Source organism: Methylobacterium sp. 13MFTsu3.1M2 (assembly GCF_900112625.1).
GTDB lineage: Bacteria > Pseudomonadota > Alphaproteobacteria > Rhizobiales > Beijerinckiaceae > Methylobacterium.
In genome coordinates, this window is the sequence record NZ_FOMM01000032.1 from 18,796 (window position 1) to 35,273 (window position 16,478).

Below are 16,478 nucleotides of genomic sequence, written 5' to 3' on the forward strand. Positions count from 1 at the left end.
TCAGAGCCCGGATCGCTCCGGGCCGCGCGCCTGTTCGCGCTCGTAGGCCGCGAACAGCTCGGGGAGGCGCGCGACGAGGAAGTCGCCGAAGGCGGGATGGAGCGTCTCGTCGATGATCAGGCCCACGGTCGTCGGGGTCCGCTCGATGCGCGCCAAGCGGCGCCCGTCCTCCGCCAGCCCCGCCTCCGGCCCCGCGCGGACCACCGGCGGCGCCGGGACGGGGACCGGCGCCACGGCCGCGTACACGCGCACGAACCGCTGGTCGGAGGACAGGGTCGCGAAGGCGTCCGCGGCGACGATCTCATCGACCCGCGCCCGCATCTCCGGGCTGGCGAGGCGATCCGCGAGGCTCATCCACCGGCGGCGTCCCGCCTTCGGGGCGGGACCGATGGCGGCGATCACGGAATCGGGCAGGGCGCGCCGCGCCGCGATCAGGCGCGACAGCTCGGTCTTGTCGACGAGCAGGGCGGCCATGATCACGTCGCGCCCGTGCCCGAGCCGCTCCAGCGTCAGGGCGAAGGCGGCCCGCTCGATGAAGCTGAGATCGGCCCGCGCGTTGTTCTCCTGACCCTGGGCGACGACGAGTTCTGCATCCGTGAGCGTCCGCACCAGCGCGCGGACCGGCCGCCCCAGCGCGGCCGCGGCCCGCAGCCGCCGGTGGCCGAACGCGACCTGATAGCGCCCGCTGACGGTGGGATGGGGCCGCACCAGGATCGGGGTCTGCTGCCCCTGCGCCCGGATGACCGCCACGAAGGCGTCCTCGCCGGGGCCGTCGATCACCGGCAGCCGGTCGGGGGCCGGCGACGGGTCGACGAGGCCCGGATCGAGATCGACCGCGACGCTGCCGGACCTGAGCTGGTCCTCCGCGGCGCGCGCCGAGACGACCTCGGAGGTCAGGCGCTCCAGGGACCGGCTCATCGCGCCGACCGCGCCGCGGCCGGTGAAGCTGGGAACGGCCGGGGCGGGGCCCCGCTCCGATCGTCCGGCCGCCGCGTCGTCGCGGGGCGAGTTGACCGCGGTCAACTCGGTCTGGTCGGCCGGATCGAGCAGGCCGGCGAGGAGGTTCTTGCGGGCCATCGGATCAGCGTCCCCATGCCGTGCGGATCAGCGCCTCGATCTCGCCGTTGACCGCGTCCAGGCTCTCCATCGCGCGGTCGTAGGTCGCGCGCGTGAACTGGTCGCGACTGACCTCGAACAGGGTCTGCTTGGTGATGCCGGCATCCGAGACCGCCGTGCTCTTCAGCATCGCGTTGGTGAGCACGCGCTCCCCGAACAGCGTCCGCATGAACGCGACCATCTGGGTCTGCGGACCGTCGGTCGGCTCGTAGCGCGTGACGAGGTAGCGCATCCAGTCGTAGTTCATGTCGCCGCCGGCCTTGGCGACGACCCCGAGCATCTCGGAGGTCATCAGCAGGAACTGGCACATCGACATCACGTCGAGCATCTGCGGATGCACGGTGACGAGCACGCTGGTCGCCGCGCACAGGGCCGAGAGCGTCAGGTAGCCGAGTTGCGGCGGGCAATCGACCACGACCACGTCGTAGCGGTCGGCGACCGGCGCCAGGGCCTGGGCGAAGCGCGTGAAGAACAGCGAATCGCCGTCGCTGCTCCGCTGGAGGAGGGCGCGCGGTGTCTCGTGCTCGAATTCCATCAGCTCGAGATTGCCCGGCACGAGGTCGAGGCCCGGAAAGTAGGTCTTCTGGATGACGTCGGTCAGGGGACGGCGCGCCGCGTCGTACCGGATCGCGGCGTAGAGGGTCTCGTTGTCCCGCACGTCGAATTCGGGCTGGATCCCGTGCAGGGCCGACAGGCTCGCCTGCGGGTCGAGGTCGACGGCGAGGACGCGGTAGCCCTGCAGCGCCATGTGCTGCGCGAGATGGGCCGCCGTGGTGGTCTTGCCCGAGCCGCCCTTGAAATTCACCACCGCGATGATCTGGAGATGCTCCTCGGCCCGCCGCTCCTTCCGGTACCGCCGGCCAGTCTTGGCCCCTTCGTCCAGCATGCCGCGCAGCGCCTGGATGTCGGCGCTCGAGTAGGATCGCCGCCCGGACGGCCCGATCTCGGGGGCGGGCCCCTTGCCGTCGAGCGAGAGGCGCCGCAGGTAGCCGTCGTCGACCCCGATCAGCTTGGCGGCCTCGCCGGACGAGAATCGCCGCAGCTGCTTGCGCGCCTCGGGCGGGAACAGCCGCTGCCGGTGCGACTGCAGTTTGGCCGACAGCGCCTGCGCGTCGCCGGCGATCAGATCGTGCATCGCCATGGAGGTTGACCCCGAAGAGGGTAGGGCGGCGAGCGCCGCGGGGCTGGCCACGGTTCCGAACTCCTGTCACGGTTTTCTCGGCCGCAAACGCCGCCGCACCGTGACAAGATCACAGTCAACCTTAACAGAATGTTGACGCTCGCGCCGCTCCGCTTCCGAGCGGGCGAGCGTGTTGACCGCGGTCAACTCCCGCGACGCGGACGGGACCGCTTGGGCCGTCGGCTGACGCTCGACGGCGCTGGCGCCACAGGGCGAAGAGCATCGGCCAGGCCGAGAACCGACCGGAGCGGGACTTCCGCGTCAGGTCGCGGAGATAGGCGCCGGGCGCGCCGATCGACTCGGCGCGCTGGAGGATCGCCGACAGCGCCGCCAGCGCGTGGTCCCGCCCCATCGCGGCCAGGGCCGCCTCCCAGACGTCCGGACCGATTCCCAGCGCCGGACGAACGACCTCCGCCGCTCCGGCCAGATCGGACCAGCTCCGGATGCCGTCGCGGGCGTAGAGCACGACGTCGGGACAGGCCTCGAGCACCATCGGCAGAGGCAGGGGCGAGGGGAGGGAAGAGGGGATCGGCGCGGGGAGGGGACGCGGCTGGCCGGGCGCGGGAGCGACGTCGGATCGCGCGGCTCCGGCCGGGCCTCGCCGGGGGCACCGTTCAGAATCGTCAGCAGGATCTGGATCTGAATTCTGATGGTGGCGCTCACCGTGAGACGCAGTGCCGACCATTTCCGGCGCATTCGCCAAACTTGGCAGCCACTTGTCCACCTCCCGGCGCAGCGCGCGCAGCGGTTCGGCGGCGGCGTGCAGGTGGGGCTCGCCGGCGGTCCGACCCGGCATGCCGCCGCAGGCCGCGAACCGGTCCGCGAGCGCCGCCCAGGGCCCGGGCCATCCGGATTCGGCGGCCAGGGCGAGGATCTTCGACAGGTCGCGGCGGTGCAGGGCGATCTCCTCGCGCAGGAGCAGGCGCCGGCGCGCGGCCGCCCGCACCGCCCGGGCGAGCGCGGCGAATTCCCCCGCGCGCGCCACGAGCGGCGTCAGGTCGAACCCGAAGGCGCGCGCGATCGCGCCGGCGCCGTCGCGGCGCGCATAGCGCTTGCCGTTCGGGCTGTCCCGCCGGATCACCAGGCCGGCCGCGACGAGCTGGGCCAGCGCGCGCCGCAGCGTCGCCGGGGACGGGCCGTGCGACCGCAGCGACAATTCGCGGTTCGACGGGAAGACCACGAGCGGCGAGCCGGGCGACAGCGCCGTCTCGGGATGGAACGTGAGCAGCGCGCTCAGCACCGCGAGGGCGCGGTCCGAGACGGCGAGGTGATCCTTCGCCTCGGTCACGTCGCGGAAGATGCGCCATTTGTGCCCGACCGCGTCGTCGGGGCAGGCCTTGGCCGCCGCCTGCGCGGCCATCATGCCGAGCGAGAGCGGTCGCCGCCCGAAGGGCGTCGTGGGTTCGTGTCCGGGATGCATGGTCCTCGCCCGCGATGAGGCAAGAGAGCAGCGCCCGCCGAGGCGATGGCCGCGTCGCGTGGTTGACAGCGATGTCCGGGAGTGATTCTCTGAGGTTGTCCAGACGACAGAGAGGGCTTCCGGGGCGAACGTCTCGGGGGCCTTTTCTTTTGCCGGGTTGCTCCGTCTAGAGGAGTGGGGGTGGCCCGCCGTCAGGCGCGCGCGGCACCGGCCGGCGTCAGCAGGTCCGCGCTCTCGCAGGGGCCCGTCTGATCCGGGACCCACGCGGCCTTGCGCGCCCGCGGCGCGGCACGGGCGCGACGGGTCGGGCCCCCCGCGACGGCGACGAAGGCGCGCCGCAGCTCCGCCGGATCCGAGTGCCGCAGCACCAGACCCTCGTCCGTCATCGCGACGTTGGCTTCCGGGTACGCGTCGAGGGTGCGCTTGATCGATTCCGAGAAGGCCTGCTTGAAGCGGGAGGCGAATTCCGAGGATCCGAACTGCGCCATCAGATCGCGCCAGGTCAGCAGTTCGCTCTCCCCGCGCGACAGCAGCGGCAGCCGGTAGCAGAGGTACACGAGGATATCGATCGCCATGGCGTTGTGGGCGACCTGGCGCAGCCTGGCGGTCGGCACCGGGATCGAGTGCCGCGTGAAGCGGTCGTAGGCGTTCTGGCTGAGCATCAGCGCTTCCGGCCAGCGCATGGCGCTGTGTCCCCCGGCGGCCCAGACCTCGAGGTCGTCATCCTTGAACGCGCCCCCCTCGATCAGGCTCTCACGCTTGAAGACGTGGCCGCCCTCGTCGCCGTTCAGGACCATCGTGAAGATGGGGAAGCTCAGCCGGACGAGCTGGTCCTTGGTCGGCCCGATCGAGCCCCGCTCGCCGCCCGTGACCGGCAAACCGACGGCCTTCAACCACTCGGTGATCCGCCCCATCTCCATCCAGCGGTCGCCGGCGCTCCGGCGCGGATCGCGGGCCTCCGTGGCCAGCCACATGGAGAGGAGGCGCGCCTTGGGTCCGAACGGGACGCCCACCTCGATCTGGCGCCCGTTGGGCAGGACGAACCGGGCCGGCTCGACGGTCAGCGAGAAGCGACCGTCGCGCCGGTTCCACGGCTCCATCGTGTTCTTGGGCCGGCGCAGCGGCAGGCCGGCGATGCAGAAGCCCTTGTGGAGGAACGACACATCCATGCGGCCGTCGAGCGCGGGACCGAGCCCGGTCGTCGGCCGGTCGGCTCCGGCCTCGGGGCGCAGCAGGCTCTGCTCCCACAGGCTCAGCTGGCGGGTCTCTGCCGCGTTCATGCCGGTCTCGCTCTCCTCGTGCCGAGCACAGGGCAATTTGGAGGCTATCAGTCGCGAGTCGCCGACCGGGCGCAATCATCGGGTTTCCAAATCTCAGCGCGCCGACCGGGATTCTTTACAAAACTCAGCGTCGGCGACCCACGGCCGCCCAGCGGTCGAGCCGCGACGGCGTCCCGGCACGGCTGCGACCGCCGTTGGCGCCGGTCGCGGCGGCGCGAGTGCGAAAAATCAGCGCTCGCCGACCGTCCGCTGGCAAAAGTCAGCGTGGCGCACGCCGTCGGTGACGGGTGAGGGCGCTTGGCGACCTTCCAAACCGCGGCAGGCGCGTCCACTTGCGCTGATTTTTGTAAGTCCCGCGCCGTCGGACACCGCTTGGACCGCGCTGAGTTTTCTCAGGAGCGGACCGGGGGCGCTGATTTTTGTAAGCGGTCGCGTCGGCAGGCCCGGCACCAGCGCGTTGGGGAGCCACTGACCGGCGACGCGTCTCGGGTGCGCTCGGACGCCACAGGACAGAGACGCGAGGCGTGCGATCAGCCGCACGAAGGGTGGCGACCCGGCCTGCTCGGGACCTCGCCGACGCGCTTCCAGCGGCGGACCGTAACCCGCGCGCCCGTGAGGCGGCGTGAACCGATCGGCAGGGACGACCCAGATGCGAGCCGCGCACCGCAGGATCAGGATGGTGGTGCGGCGACGCGTCGGCCAGTGGCGTCGCTGACCGGAAGGTCCGCGTGGCCCAGAGACGGTCGGGCATCCGGTCGCGGCCCGCGACGACGCGGTCGGTGACCGCCCGACACATCGGAGCGCTACGGAGCGGGACCGGGAGGGGAGGGGAGGGCGCCTTCGGGCCGCTCGCGCGACGGGCGTCGGCACCGGGCCGGTCATGGACGCCCCGTGCGCCCCTGCGCGGGCCGCGCGTCCCGCTCACCTATCGACTGCGAAGTTCCAGGACGTGCCGCGTCGCGAGCGGCAAGTTGTCGCTTGAGGACAGGACGCGCGCATCCGAGGTGAACCGAATCTTCCTGTCGTTGTTTACGCTCGCCACCGAGAAGCGTTGACGACGTGACACCCCGATACGGTGTGTGACGCGGCGATCCGGGCCGTCTTGCCTTCCCGGAGCACGGTCGCGCGCCGCGATCTCTGTCGACGCCCGAAGATCCGATTTGTCAGGAGGAGATCCATGAAGGGATTCACGAAAATCGTGTCGTACGCGGCGGCCGCGGCGGCGGTCTGCATGCTCGCGGTTGTGGTGGTCCAATCGGCGGGGCTCCTCGCCGGGTGATGGGCCCCACGCGGTGATCCAAGTTCAAAGTTCGTACAGGGTCAGGAGCGATCGTCTAAATCTGTCTCATCGACGATGATGCCGGTATCGGGACCGTGGAGGAACAAGCGGCTTGGCGATTCTTCCCGGCATCGTCCGAGCCGAACACCGACTCAGACCGGGGTCGGAAGACGGGCGATGACCTTGATCTCGAAGTCGAAGCCCGCGAGCCAGGTCACGCCGACGGCAGTCCAGTTCGGATAAGGCGGTTCGCCGATCATTACGTCGCGTACCGCCATCACTGTGTCGAACTGCGTTTCAGGGTCGGTGTGGAAGGTTGTCACGTCCACCACGTCGTCGAAACTGCAGCCGGCCGCCGCGAGAACGGCGTTCAGCCTGTCGAAGGCACGGCGAACCTGCGCACCGAAATCCGGTTCAGGCGAGCCATCCTCGCGGCTGCCGACTTGGCCAGAGACGAAAAGCAGGTCGCCGGACCGGATCGCGGCCGAGTAGCGGTGCTTGTCGTAGAGGGCTTGCCGTCCGGGCGGAAAGACTGCATCGCGCTTCGACATATCGCGTGTCCTCTGCGAAGGGTGCCGACGGCTTCCATCGACCTCGCGGCACCATTCACATACGCCGCGTATGTAGGAACATCGTGACATACGCGACGTATGTCAACACATGCGGGCATCCGCGAAGGATCGAGGCATCCTGTGGCATCGGGACGGCGCGCGCTGAAGATGGAGGAAACCCGCGCGCGGCTGATCCGCGCGGCGCGTGCAGCCTTTGCCGAGAAGGGCTACGCAGCGGCGTCGATGGATGAGCTGACGGAAGCGGCCGGCCTGACGCGTGGCGCGCTCTATCACAACTTCGGCGACAAGAAGGGCCTGCTTCAGGCCGTCATCGCGCAGCTCGACGCCGAGATGGTCGCTAAGGCGCGGGTCGCGCGCGAGAGGGCGCCAACGCCCTGGCTCGGCTTCCTCGACGAGGGCGTCGCCTACATCGAGTTGGCCCTCGAGCCGGAGATCCAGCGCATCGTGCTCCTCGACGGACCGGCAGTGCTGGGCGATCCGTCGCGGTGGCCGGGCCAGACCGCCTGCCTGCGCACGACGACCGAGACGATCCAGGCCCTCGTGGAGGCCGGGACGGTCAAGCCTGTCGATGCCGAGGCCGCGGCGCGCCTGATCAACGGCGCGGCGCTCAACGCCGCGCTCTGGGTCGCCGCGTCCGACGATCCGCCGGCCGTCCTCGCCAGGGCCACCGAGGCCTTCCGGTGCTTGGCGAACGGCCTCCTCAAGTAGGCCGCCCCACCGGTCTGGACGCGTCATCCGCGGGCGCGCGCTACGCGTTCGTCGGGGGACACCTTGCAGGGTGGCCAGCGCACGAACAGCGAGAGAGGAGACGAGAACGACGTCTGCTCCGGACCTATGTCGCTCAAAAGCCGACCAGCCGGAAGCCATCCGTCTGAGACGTTCAGGCGGGCGTCGCGCGATGGCGGATGCTGGCCGAGAGCGGAATGGCCGCCGTGGAGCGCGACCGCTGCGAATGCGGACGGCCTCCCACCGACCCGACCCTGCCGTCAGAGCGTATCGGCGCGTGTCCCGGAAGCGGATCTCCAGCGTGCAGAGACCGGACGATGCGCGCCCTGCTCAGTGCGCCGGCGATCGGTCTGATGCGTCCGACGAGCGCTTCTTCCTCTTGCGCTTGCTCGCTTTCAAGACCACGTCCGCGTTGTCCTCGGCGATGCGCTCAGCCAGCGCGAAGTCGTGAAGCTCCGCGGTCGCGCCCTCGGTAGCGGTCCGCCCTTCTGTCACGGCGTAGAACGCGGCGCGGACGATCTCCTTCTTGCTCGCCTCCGGATGCCGCTCACGGATGGCGGAACGGATCGCCTTCGGCTTCATGCCCGGCGCGGCGATCCTCCTCAGCGTGTCCGCGATCTCCCGGATCGATGCCATACCGCTACCTTCACCTGACCCCTTCTGCCGGCTCACAAACCCGTCAGCCGACGGGGCGTTCCGATGCCGCGGCCACACAGGCGGCTTCCCGCGCGCGACGTCCCGCACCCGCGGACGTGAGCTCGCGCCGAACCGCCGCGCTCCTCCCGAGACCGCAACGCGCTCGGCGCGCGCGGGGGCACGCAAGCGGGCCGCGTTCACCTCAGTAGCGGGTGATGGCACGCAGGCCGAACACCGCGGCGCCGCGCACCCGCTTGCCGTCAGGATCGCGCGGATTGGCGATCCCGCCACCCGGATGGGCGATGTACTGCACCGTCGGCTGCAGGGCGATGCCGGGCGCGAGCACGGCCTGATAGGTCGCTTCGAGCAAGATCTCGGCGCTCCGGCGCGGTGCGGGTGTCGTGCTCTGGAGCGCGGCGATCGCATCGAGCCGGCGTGCCGCCGGGGAGATGCGGGTGATGCCGACGGCGAGGCCCAGCGTGTCGTCCGACCGTCCGGGGATCAGGCCGCGATAGGCGATGCCGCCGTCGATGTAGAGGTCCACGAGATTGCGGTCCCCCGGCGAGACGGACGCACGCAGGAAGACGCTGGCGCCGTCGTTGGGATCGTCCGGCTCCTGGTAGATCGTCTGGTCGATGAGCCCGTAGAGGCCCGAATTGCCCGAAACCCTCCGATCGAGGCCACTCACCGGATCCGGCGTGAGGGCATCGACGCGGCCGAAGCGGTACCAGCCGCCCAGCGTGACGGTGCCCGGCCGGCCTTCGGAACCCGGACGGGCGTTGTAGGCGTAGGCGACCTCGGCGATGACGAGCGGGGGGTCGGAGACGGGGAAGCGGATACCGTTCGGATTGCGGCGCTGCGGGTCTACGCCCGAGCGGGGACGGCCGCCGCCGGGTGTGCCGTCGATCACGCTCGCCTGGAACGAGAGATCGGGCGTCGGGACGTACTTCAGGCGGACGGTCGGCGCCGAGAGCGGATAGGCCGGCCCTCCGTCCACCATGTTCGCGGCGAAGATCTCCGGCCAGCCGAAGGTACCGTTGGTGAACAGGATGCTGGTCTGGCTCACCATGTACTCGGTGTCGGCGGAGAGCTGGCCGATACGGACGGACAGCCTGTCGTCGAACAGGCTCTGCTCCAGCCACAGCTCCGAGAGTCGCGAAGCCGGCAGGGCCTCGATCTCGCTGATCGTCATGAGGTTGCCGACGCGGCTGCGGGAGGCTCCGCTGCCCTGGATCTGGTAGACGGTGGCGTGGGCCGTCGCCCCCTTCCACCCGGCGAGTGTGTCGAGATCGACATCGACGTCGAGATCGAGCAGCGTCAGGCCCGTGGAACCCCGCCGCAGGCCGCCGCGCAGGTTGCGGTAGGTCTCGGCCACACTGATCAGGCCGAAGGTGATCCCGCGGCTCTCCAGGAAGGCGCGGAACCCGCCGGGATCGCCGGCGGCTCCGAGGAGAGGCTGGAACGAGGTCGTGACCTCCGCCGCGCGACCGGCCGAGAACACGGGCTGAGCGACCGAGGTCTGCGGATCGCCGCCTGCGCCGGAGGGTGAACCGATGGCGAGGCCCTCCGCGGCGATCCGCGCGGCCGTCGCCAGCGGATCCGCGGCCGGTTCGGCCAAGGCACGGCCGACCGGCGCGATGAGAACGAGCGTGATGCCAGCGAGGGCGCAGATGACAGAGCGCACCAGGACCTCTGGAGACATCGGGCTCGGCGAACGAAGGCATAGCCTCGTGACCATTCGACGACGGCGGTGGCGAGACATCGCCGCGAATTGATGGGACAGACGCGGCACTGACGCTGGCTCGTACAACCGCAGGTCGCTAGGGTTCTCCGCATCACCGGAGGTCCTCCACCGTGCGTACGCTCGCTCTCGCCTCGGCCCTCGTCTTCGCCTGCACGGTGTCCGTCCGAGCGCAGGCCCCCGCACCCTCGGCGGCTCAGACCGCGCAGCGGGATCGGATGAAATCCTGCAACGTGGATGCTGGGACGCAACGGCTGTCGGGCGCCGCCCGCAAGAGCTTCATGGCAGATTGCCTCGCGGGAAAGAGCGCCGCGCCGGCCAAGGAGCTGACGCCGCAGCAGATGAAGATGAAGAGCTGCAATGCGGATGCCTCGGCCAAGAGCCTCAAGGGCGCCGAGCGCAAGGCGTTCATGAGCACGTGCCTCAGAGGTTAGTCGCCTGCGCCCATACCGCGTCCCTGTTCGGCTTCTGACCAATGTCAGGGCTGCGTGAAACGGATGCCGTTCGAGATACCGACCGATCTCGGGCGTCCTGAACGTCACTCGGGCTTCCACGAAGCGGTCGACGTCCCCCTCACTCTCCCCCCGCTCCGTCGCGGAACGGTTTTGCCAGCCTCGCCGTAACTGACCCATCGAGCCGCGACGGCGCGGGTCAGATGGCCGAGGCGGTCCCAGCATGAAGCGCGCTCCCTTCCGCATCCTGATCCGCATCGAGGGCGATCGGCGCGTCCTGCGCGCGACCTCGGAGCGCGAGGCGGCGCTCAAGGCCGAATCCGTTCTCCGGCGCTACGACGGCCCGCCCGGCGGCGCCGGCCTCATCATCGAAGCGTCGGACACCCGGGCGAGCGCGCGCATCGCGGCCTATCTGGCCGACGTCGCGCTCGAGATGGAAATCGCGTGATCGGCCTCCGAGGATGACGGTCTCGGACAGCGCGGTCCCCTACGTGCTGGGCGCTGCGGCGGTGCGCTCGGTCGAGGTCATCGACGGCGGCGGCACACTGGCGATCCGATTGCGGTCGCCCGACGACAGTGAGTTCTGCGTCCTGCTGCCGATCGGTGTCGTGGGCGACCTCCTCTTTCAACTCGCGGATGTGATGAGCGTCAGCCTTGACCCACGCCCATGACCGAGAGGATGCCCACCTGGGCGAAGGGGATGACCCGGTGCTCGACGCTGTCGCCGTGCTTCGGTGCCGCGGGTACACGGTCGAGCCGGATGACGACTGCGCGCGCTGGCGGATCGACGGTGCTGACTGGATCACGCTCAGCGACCTGTTCGCGCGGGCTCTGCGGCTCGGCTTGAGAGACGGGCCGGGACGCGCGCAGTAATCCCCGGCCAGACCGGGAGCCTGTCCGCTGAGGGATCGACCGGCGGGGTCCTAGAGCGACGCGCCGCGCACCCGCGTGCGGGCCGATCCGCCACGCTGCGCTACGCAACGTTCGGCCGCAGCGCGGCACAGCCGACCTCCGTATGCTGCCGAGTGAGCGGACCGACCGCTCGCCTCCGCTCCGATCGCGCCACGTCGACGGAGCGATGGCCCTACCGTCGCGTCGTGCTGCGCCGCCCCGATCGGGAGGCGGCCAGGATCCCCGATCTAGTTGATCAGGCAGAAGCCGGCTTCCGCCCTGTCGACGCCGCCGACGCGCCTCCCGGTCTCGCAACTCGGGGCGACGGCGCGCACCGCTTGGACACGCGGCGTTTCGGGCGGCGGGCGGCGGAGGGTCGGCTGTGGCCGAAGCTCCGGCTCGCGCGCTTCGGCCGGCGTGTTCGCCACCGCTGCCGCGGCCGCCGCAGGAACGGCCGCAGCGATGGGGGCCGGCGCGATCGCGATGGTGGGACGGTAGCCGGCACGGCCGCTCGGGGCCGTGTCGGTCGCGGCGACAGACGGAGGCGACGCGGGTCGCTGCGCCGTCGACGACCGCCCGAAGAACAGACGCCCGCGCCCGCGCGCCTCGACGGTGTCGATGCTACCCACAAGTGTAGAGAACGCCACACCTGCCACCAGCCACGCGCGCATGATGTCCCCCACCGCACGCGAGGAGTATGGCAGCGAACCAATTCAATAGTGCTGCCATGACCTTTCAAATTCGATTGATTTGATGAATGCAGAGCGCGGGATCTCCGCGCGCCTGACCTGTCGGCACCGAGCCGCGATCGACCAGACAACGCGATCCCTCGGCAAGAGCGGCTCCCGGCGTGCCGATGACCGATTGCGCCGTGCACCGTCTGCCGTGTCGCGTGCTGAGCCGACCGATACGGTGTGGCCGCGCAGCCAGGAGGACACGCCCCCGCGGCAAGTCTCGCGGGCAGGACTTCCGGGCACGACCCAGCGGCAAGCCTTCTTACGCCCCCCGGACCCGCGGCGCCGGAGACCGGAGCCGAGACAGCCGGGCGTCAGGTACCGGGGCGGCCCAACCAACGACACCCTGGAGCCGCACCGCCCGGCGGGCCGCGCCGTGCCGGAGGGCCGGATGAGAACGGTGACTCCACCCGTTCTCGATCGAGGGCCCGTCGCCCGCCGGATCTCCTGCCCGTGTTTCGACGCCGCAAGACTTCTCCGACCGACGCGTCGCCCGGCGCCGGTTCAGGTCCCGCTGCGGGGCAACTCACGGTGTCGGGCGTGAGCCGACGCTACGGCCGGACGCTGGCGCTGGACAACGTGTCGCTGACGCTCGGTCCGGGCGAGATCCTGGCGGTGCTCGGCGCCTCCGGCTGCGGGAAGAGCACGCTGCTGCGGCTCATCGCCGGCCTGGACGCGCCGGACGCGGGTGAGATCGCCTTCGGCGATCGCCGCGTCGCCGGGCGCGGCCGCAACGCGCCGCCCGCGAGCCGCGGCGTGGGCCTGATGTTCCAGGACTACGCGCTGTTTCCCCACCTCACCGTGCTGGCCAATGTCCGCTTCGGCCTCGCCCATCTCCGCGGCGCGGACGCGCGGGACATCGCCCGCGAGCGCCTCGATCAGGTCGGGCTGGCACACCGCGCCGACAGCTATCCGGGCACGCTGTCGGGCGGAGAGGCGCAGCGGGTGGCGCTCGCCAGGGCGCTGGCCCCGCGTCCGCGGGTGCTGCTCCTCGACGAGCCGTTCTCGAACCTCGATTCCGGCACCCGCGAGCGTGTCCGCGCCGACACCCTGGCGGTCCTGCGGCGGGACGGCATCGGCGCGATCCTCGTCACGCACGACGCGGCCGAGGCGGTCGCCTGCGCGGACCGCATCGTCCTGATGCACCGGGGTCGGATCGTCCAGAGCGGCAGCGCCGAGGCGCTGTACGCCGCGCCGGCGACGCCGTTCGCCGCCCGGGCGCTCGGCGAGATCATCGAGATTTCGGGCCGCGCCGTCGACGGCCACGTCGCGACACCCCTCGGCACGCTGCCCCGGCCCGACGCCGTGCCGGAGGGCGCGGTCAAGGTCTGCCTGCGCCCGGAGGCGATCCGCCTCGGGCCGGCGGGTGCCGGGGTGCCGGCCAGGATCCTGGGCCGGGCCTTCGCGGGGCCGCGCCTGCGCCTGGACATCGCGGTCGCGGGCCTCGGCGCGCCGCTGCGCCTCGACCTCCCGCCGGAGGCCGTCCCGGGCGAGCAGGTCGGCATCGAGCTGCTGCCCGGGCGCGCCCACGTCTTCCCGCTGCCGGACGGAGTCCAAGTGTTGTCAGATTGTAATTAGAATACATCTAAATAAATCCGCCTTGCAGGGGAGCATTCTTACTGTATAGCACCGGCTCGTCGCTCGACGAACGGGGTTTATCATGTTGGACGTCTGCAGAACCGGAGCCTGGGCGAGCCTGTGCCTGTCTCTCTGCTTCGGCGGACCGGCCTACGCGGCCGAGGTCAACCTCTACACCACCCGCGAGCCGGGCCTGATCCGGCCGCTGCTCGACGCCTACACGGCGCAGAGCGGCGTCACCGTGAACACGGTCTTCGTGGAGAAGGGGCTGGCCGAGCGGGTCGCCGCGGAGGGCGCGCGCTCGTCCGCCGACGTCCTCATGACGGTCGATATCGGCAACCTGATCGAACTCGTCGACCGCGACCTGACCCAGCCGGTGCGCTCGCCCGTGCTCGAAGCGGCCGTGCCGGCGCCCCTGCGCGGCGCCGACGGGCGCTGGTTCGCCCTCTCGATGCGCGCGCGCGTGCTCTACGCCGACACGGGCCTGAACGATCTCGCGGCCGAGACCTACGAATCGCTCGCCGACCCGCGCTGGAAGGGCAAGGTGTGCCTGCGCTCGGGCCAGCATCCCTACAACACCGCCCTGATCGCCGCCTTCCTCGTCCGCCACGGCGCGGAGAAGACGGAGGCGTGGCTGCGGGGCGTGAAGGACAACCTCGCCCGCAAGGCGACGGGCGGCGACCGGGACGTGGCCCGCGACATCGCGGCCGACCTCTGCGAGGTGGGCCTCGGCAATTCCTACTATGTCGGACTGATGCGCTCGGGTCGCGGCGGGGCGGACCAGCAGAAATGGGGCGCGGCCATCAAGGTCGTGCTGCCGACCTTCGAGGGCGGGGGCACGCACGTGAACGTGTCGGGGGCGGTCGTCGCCAAGAACGCGCCGAACCGCGACCAGGCGGTCAAGCTCCTCGAGTACCTCGTCTCCGACGCCGCGCAGGCGCTCTACGCCAAGGTCGACTACGAGTATCCGGTGAAGGCCGGCGCCCCGATCGAGCCGCTGCTCGCGGAACTCGGTCCGCTGAGCGTCGATCCGACGCCGCTCGTCGAGATCGCCCGCAACCGCAAGGCGGCGAGCCTGCTCGTCGACAAGGTCGGCTTCGACAACTGAGTTCGAGCCGGGCCGGATGTCGGTGACCCGCTCTCTGGGCTGGGCGGGGGCGGTCGCCCTGGCGGCGCTGCTGCTCGCGCCCGTGATCTCCCTGGGCTTCACGGCGTCCGAGGGCGGCGGCGAGCTGTGGCCGCACCTCGCCGCCTACGTGCTGCCGCAGGCGATCCGCGACACCGCCCTGCTGCTCGCGGGCGTCGGCCTCCTGGTGATCGGGCTCGGGACCGCGACGGCGTGGCTGGTCGCGGCGTTCGACTTCCCCGGTCGGCGCCTCCTCGAGGCCGCCCTGCTGCTGCCGCTGGCGATGCCGACCTACGTGGTCGCCTACGCCTATCTCGACCTGCTGCACCCGCTCGGGCCGTTCCAGGTCGGGCTGCGGGGCCTGCTCGGCCTGTCGAGCCCGCGCGATCTCGCCCTGCCGGACCTGCGCTCGCTCCCGGGCTGCAGCCTGCTGCTCGGCTTCGTGCTCTACCCTTACGTCTATCTGCCGACCCGCGCGCTGTTCCTGATGCAGGCCGGCTCGCTGCTGGAAGCCGCGCGCACGCTCGGGGCCGGGCCGTGGCGCAGCTTCCTGCGGATCGCCCTCCCGCTCGCGCGGCCGGCGATCGCCCTCGGCACCGGCCTCGCCCTGATGGAGGCGCTGAACGATGTCGGCGCGGCCGAGTTCCTGGGGGTGCGCACGCTGACGGTGCAGGTCTACGCCACCTGGGTGAACCGCTCGGACCTGCCCGGCGCCGCGCAGATCGCGCTGGTGATGCTGGCCGCGGTGGTCGCGGTCGTCGGCCTCGAACGGCTCGCGCGGGCCGGCCGCGGCTATGCCGGGGGCGCCCGCCGCCACACGGCCGGCGCGCGCCGCCGGCTGGACGGCTGGCGGGCCGGGGCGGCCCTGGCCCTGGGCACGGCCCCCGTCGCGATCGGATTCCTGGTGCCGGCGGGCTCTCTCGGCCTCGAGGCGTGGCGCCGGATCGACGCGAGCGGCTTGCCCGACGCGCTCGCCGCCCAGGCCCTCAACACGGTCTACTACGCGGGCCTCGCCACGGCGGTGACGGTGCTGGCGGGCCTGGCGGTGGCGGCCGTTCCCACCCTGCTGAGCGCCCGGGCCGGGCGCCTGCTCATCGGCGCGGCCGGGATCGGCTACGCCATGCCCGGGACCGTGCTGGCGGTCGGGCTCCTGGGTCCTCTGGCGCTGGTCGAGGCCGGGTTGTTCGAGGCCGGCCTGACGACCGCACGGGTGGGACTCGGGACCGGCGCCGCCCTCGTCATCGCCTACGCCCTGCGCTTCCTGACCGTCACGGTGGGCGCCAGCGAGGCCGGCTTCGCGCGGATCCCGCGCACCATCCCCGACGCCGCGCGGGTGCTCGGGCGGGGTCGGCTCGCCACGCTGGTCACCGTGCAGCTGCCGCTGGCCTGGCCCGCGGTACTGAGCGGCGGCCTCCTCGCCTTCGTCGACATCGCCAAGGAACTGCCGGTGACGCTGCTCCTGCGTCCCCTCAACGTCGAGACGTTGAGCACGCATCTCTACGGCGAGGCGGCGCGCGGCACGTACGAGGACGGCGCCGTCGCCGCCGTGCTCATCGTGATGATCGGTCTCCTCCCGGTGACGCTCCTGCTCAGGCTCGACCGGAACGTGATCGGGCCAGGACGGTTGGCCGGGGAAGAGCCGCGGACCGGCCGGGGATAGGCCGGGGAGAGGCCGGGGAGAGGTCGGGGATCGATCGCCCGCCCTTCGCGCCGCCCGCTCCCCGCGCCGGTATCCGGCCCGCGCCGC

Annotated in this window: 16 protein-coding genes; 8 read left to right on the forward strand and 8 right to left on the reverse strand. The window is 71.4% G+C overall.

From position 1 onward, the window contains the following. The 5 genes from repB to BM314_RS25950 form a co-directional block, all read right to left on the reverse strand. Entirely contained in the window at positions 1-1,077 is a 1,077-nt protein-coding gene (repB, locus tag BM314_RS25930) for a plasmid partitioning protein RepB (RefSeq protein ID WP_091981216.1), read from the reverse strand. A gap of 4 nt (positions 1,078-1,081) precedes the next feature. Then, positions 1,082-2,257 carry a plasmid partitioning protein RepA gene (repA, locus tag BM314_RS25935; RefSeq protein WP_020096188.1) on the reverse strand — a complete coding sequence of 392 codons (1,176 nt, stop codon included), beginning with the start codon at positions 2,255-2,257 and terminating at the stop codon, positions 1,082-1,084. A gap of 121 nt (positions 2,258-2,378) precedes the next feature. Continuing rightward, positions 2,379-3,716: a plasmid replication protein RepC gene (repC, locus tag BM314_RS25940; protein WP_091981219.1), complete on the reverse strand. Its 1,338-nt coding sequence runs from the start codon at positions 3,714-3,716 to the stop codon at positions 2,379-2,381. A gap of 191 nt (positions 3,717-3,907) precedes the next feature. Next, positions 3,908-4,996 (reverse strand): replication protein RepA, encoded by a 1,089-nt coding sequence (locus BM314_RS25945; RefSeq protein ID WP_091981221.1) that lies wholly within the window; start codon positions 4,994-4,996, stop codon positions 3,908-3,910. 1,431 nt (positions 4,997-6,427) lie between these two features. Further along, positions 6,428-6,826, reverse strand: a complete 399-nt coding sequence (locus tag BM314_RS25950; RefSeq protein ID WP_091682109.1) for a RidA family protein — start codon at positions 6,824-6,826, stop codon at positions 6,428-6,430. A gap of 141 nt (positions 6,827-6,967) precedes the next feature. Here BM314_RS25950 and BM314_RS25955 point away from each other — a divergent pair, with 141 nt between their 5' ends. Beyond that, complete coding sequence (locus BM314_RS25955; RefSeq protein WP_056524163.1) at positions 6,968-7,555, forward strand: TetR/AcrR family transcriptional regulator; 588 nt, start codon at positions 6,968-6,970, stop codon at positions 7,553-7,555. A 348-nt stretch (positions 7,556-7,903) separates the two neighbouring features. On the opposite strand, the gene BM314_RS25960 is transcribed toward BM314_RS25955, so the two are convergent. Then, positions 7,904-8,209: a hypothetical protein gene (locus tag BM314_RS25960; protein WP_091927594.1), complete on the reverse strand. Its 306-nt coding sequence runs from the start codon at positions 8,207-8,209 to the stop codon at positions 7,904-7,906. Positions 8,210-8,411: 202 nt separating this feature from the next. Continuing rightward, entirely contained in the window at positions 8,412-9,893 is a 1,482-nt protein-coding gene (locus BM314_RS25965) for a carbohydrate porin (protein ID WP_348272748.1), read from the reverse strand. A 170-nt stretch (positions 9,894-10,063) separates the two neighbouring features. Here BM314_RS25965 and BM314_RS25970 point away from each other — a divergent pair, with 170 nt between their 5' ends. From BM314_RS25970 to BM314_RS25985, 4 genes are all read left to right on the forward strand, one after another. Beyond that, positions 10,064-10,384 carry a PsiF family protein gene (locus BM314_RS25970; protein ID WP_026605361.1) on the forward strand — a complete coding sequence of 107 codons (321 nt, stop codon included), beginning with the start codon at positions 10,064-10,066 and terminating at the stop codon, positions 10,382-10,384. A 241-nt stretch (positions 10,385-10,625) separates the two neighbouring features. Beyond that, positions 10,626-10,850 (forward strand): hypothetical protein, encoded by a 225-nt coding sequence (locus BM314_RS25975; protein ID WP_091981226.1) that lies wholly within the window; start codon positions 10,626-10,628, stop codon positions 10,848-10,850. A 13-nt stretch (positions 10,851-10,863) separates the two neighbouring features. Beyond that, positions 10,864-11,073 carry a hypothetical protein gene (locus BM314_RS25980; RefSeq protein WP_020095938.1) on the forward strand — a complete coding sequence of 70 codons (210 nt, stop codon included), beginning with the start codon at positions 10,864-10,866 and terminating at the stop codon, positions 11,071-11,073. After that, positions 11,057-11,275 (forward strand): hypothetical protein, encoded by a 219-nt coding sequence (locus BM314_RS25985; protein WP_020095937.1) that lies wholly within the window; start codon positions 11,057-11,059, stop codon positions 11,273-11,275. Before BM314_RS25980 ends, BM314_RS25985 begins: the two co-directional genes overlap by 17 nt. A 266-nt stretch (positions 11,276-11,541) precedes the next feature. Here the strand turns inward: BM314_RS25985 and BM314_RS25990 are convergent, their stop codons facing one another. Beyond that, positions 11,542-11,964, reverse strand: a complete 423-nt coding sequence (locus tag BM314_RS25990) for a hypothetical protein (RefSeq protein WP_091981228.1) — start codon at positions 11,962-11,964, stop codon at positions 11,542-11,544. Positions 11,965-12,558: 594 nt separating this feature from the next. Here BM314_RS25990 and BM314_RS25995 point away from each other — a divergent pair. From BM314_RS25995 to BM314_RS26005, 3 genes are all read left to right on the forward strand, one after another. After that, positions 12,559-13,605 carry an ABC transporter ATP-binding protein gene (locus BM314_RS25995; RefSeq protein WP_091981231.1) on the forward strand — a complete coding sequence of 349 codons (1,047 nt, stop codon included), beginning with the start codon at positions 12,559-12,561 and terminating at the stop codon, positions 13,603-13,605. Positions 13,606-13,687: 82 nt separating this feature from the next. Then, positions 13,688-14,713 carry an extracellular solute-binding protein gene (locus tag BM314_RS26000; RefSeq protein ID WP_091981233.1) on the forward strand — a complete coding sequence of 342 codons (1,026 nt, stop codon included), beginning with the start codon at positions 13,688-13,690 and terminating at the stop codon, positions 14,711-14,713. A 16-nt stretch (positions 14,714-14,729) separates the two neighbouring features. Next, a complete protein-coding gene (locus BM314_RS26005; RefSeq protein ID WP_091981235.1) occupies positions 14,730-16,391 on the forward strand; it encodes an ABC transporter permease in 1,662 nt (553 codons plus the stop codon). Positions 16,392-16,478: the final 87 nt, after the last annotated feature.

Coding starts and splice junctions, on each gene's coding strand:
- repA (WP_020096188.1), bottom strand. CDS start 2,257: ATGGCGATGCACGATCTGATCGCCGGCGACGCGCAGGCGCTGTCGGCC.
- BM314_RS26000 (WP_091981233.1), top strand. CDS start 13,688: ATGTTGGACGTCTGCAGAACCGGAGCCTGGGCGAGCCTGTGCCTGTCT.
- BM314_RS25975 (WP_091981226.1), top strand. CDS start 10,626: ATGAAGCGCGCTCCCTTCCGCATCCTGATCCGCATCGAGGGCGATCGG.
- BM314_RS25950 (WP_091682109.1), bottom strand. CDS start 6,826: ATGTCGAAGCGCGATGCAGTCTTTCCGCCCGGACGGCAAGCCCTCTAC.
- BM314_RS25945 (WP_091981221.1), bottom strand. CDS start 4,996: ATGAACGCGGCAGAGACCCGCCAGCTGAGCCTGTGGGAGCAGAGCCTG.
- repB (WP_091981216.1), bottom strand. CDS start 1,077: ATGGCCCGCAAGAACCTCCTCGCCGGCCTGCTCGATCCGGCCGACCAG.
- BM314_RS25980 (WP_020095938.1), top strand. CDS start 10,864: ATGACGGTCTCGGACAGCGCGGTCCCCTACGTGCTGGGCGCTGCGGCG.
- repC (WP_091981219.1), bottom strand. CDS start 3,716: ATGCATCCCGGACACGAACCCACGACGCCCTTCGGGCGGCGACCGCTC.
- BM314_RS26005 (WP_091981235.1), top strand. CDS start 14,730: ATGTCGGTGACCCGCTCTCTGGGCTGGGCGGGGGCGGTCGCCCTGGCG.
- BM314_RS25960 (WP_091927594.1), bottom strand. CDS start 8,209: ATGGCATCGATCCGGGAGATCGCGGACACGCTGAGGAGGATCGCCGCG.
- BM314_RS25990 (WP_091981228.1), bottom strand. CDS start 11,964: ATGCGCGCGTGGCTGGTGGCAGGTGTGGCGTTCTCTACACTTGTGGGT.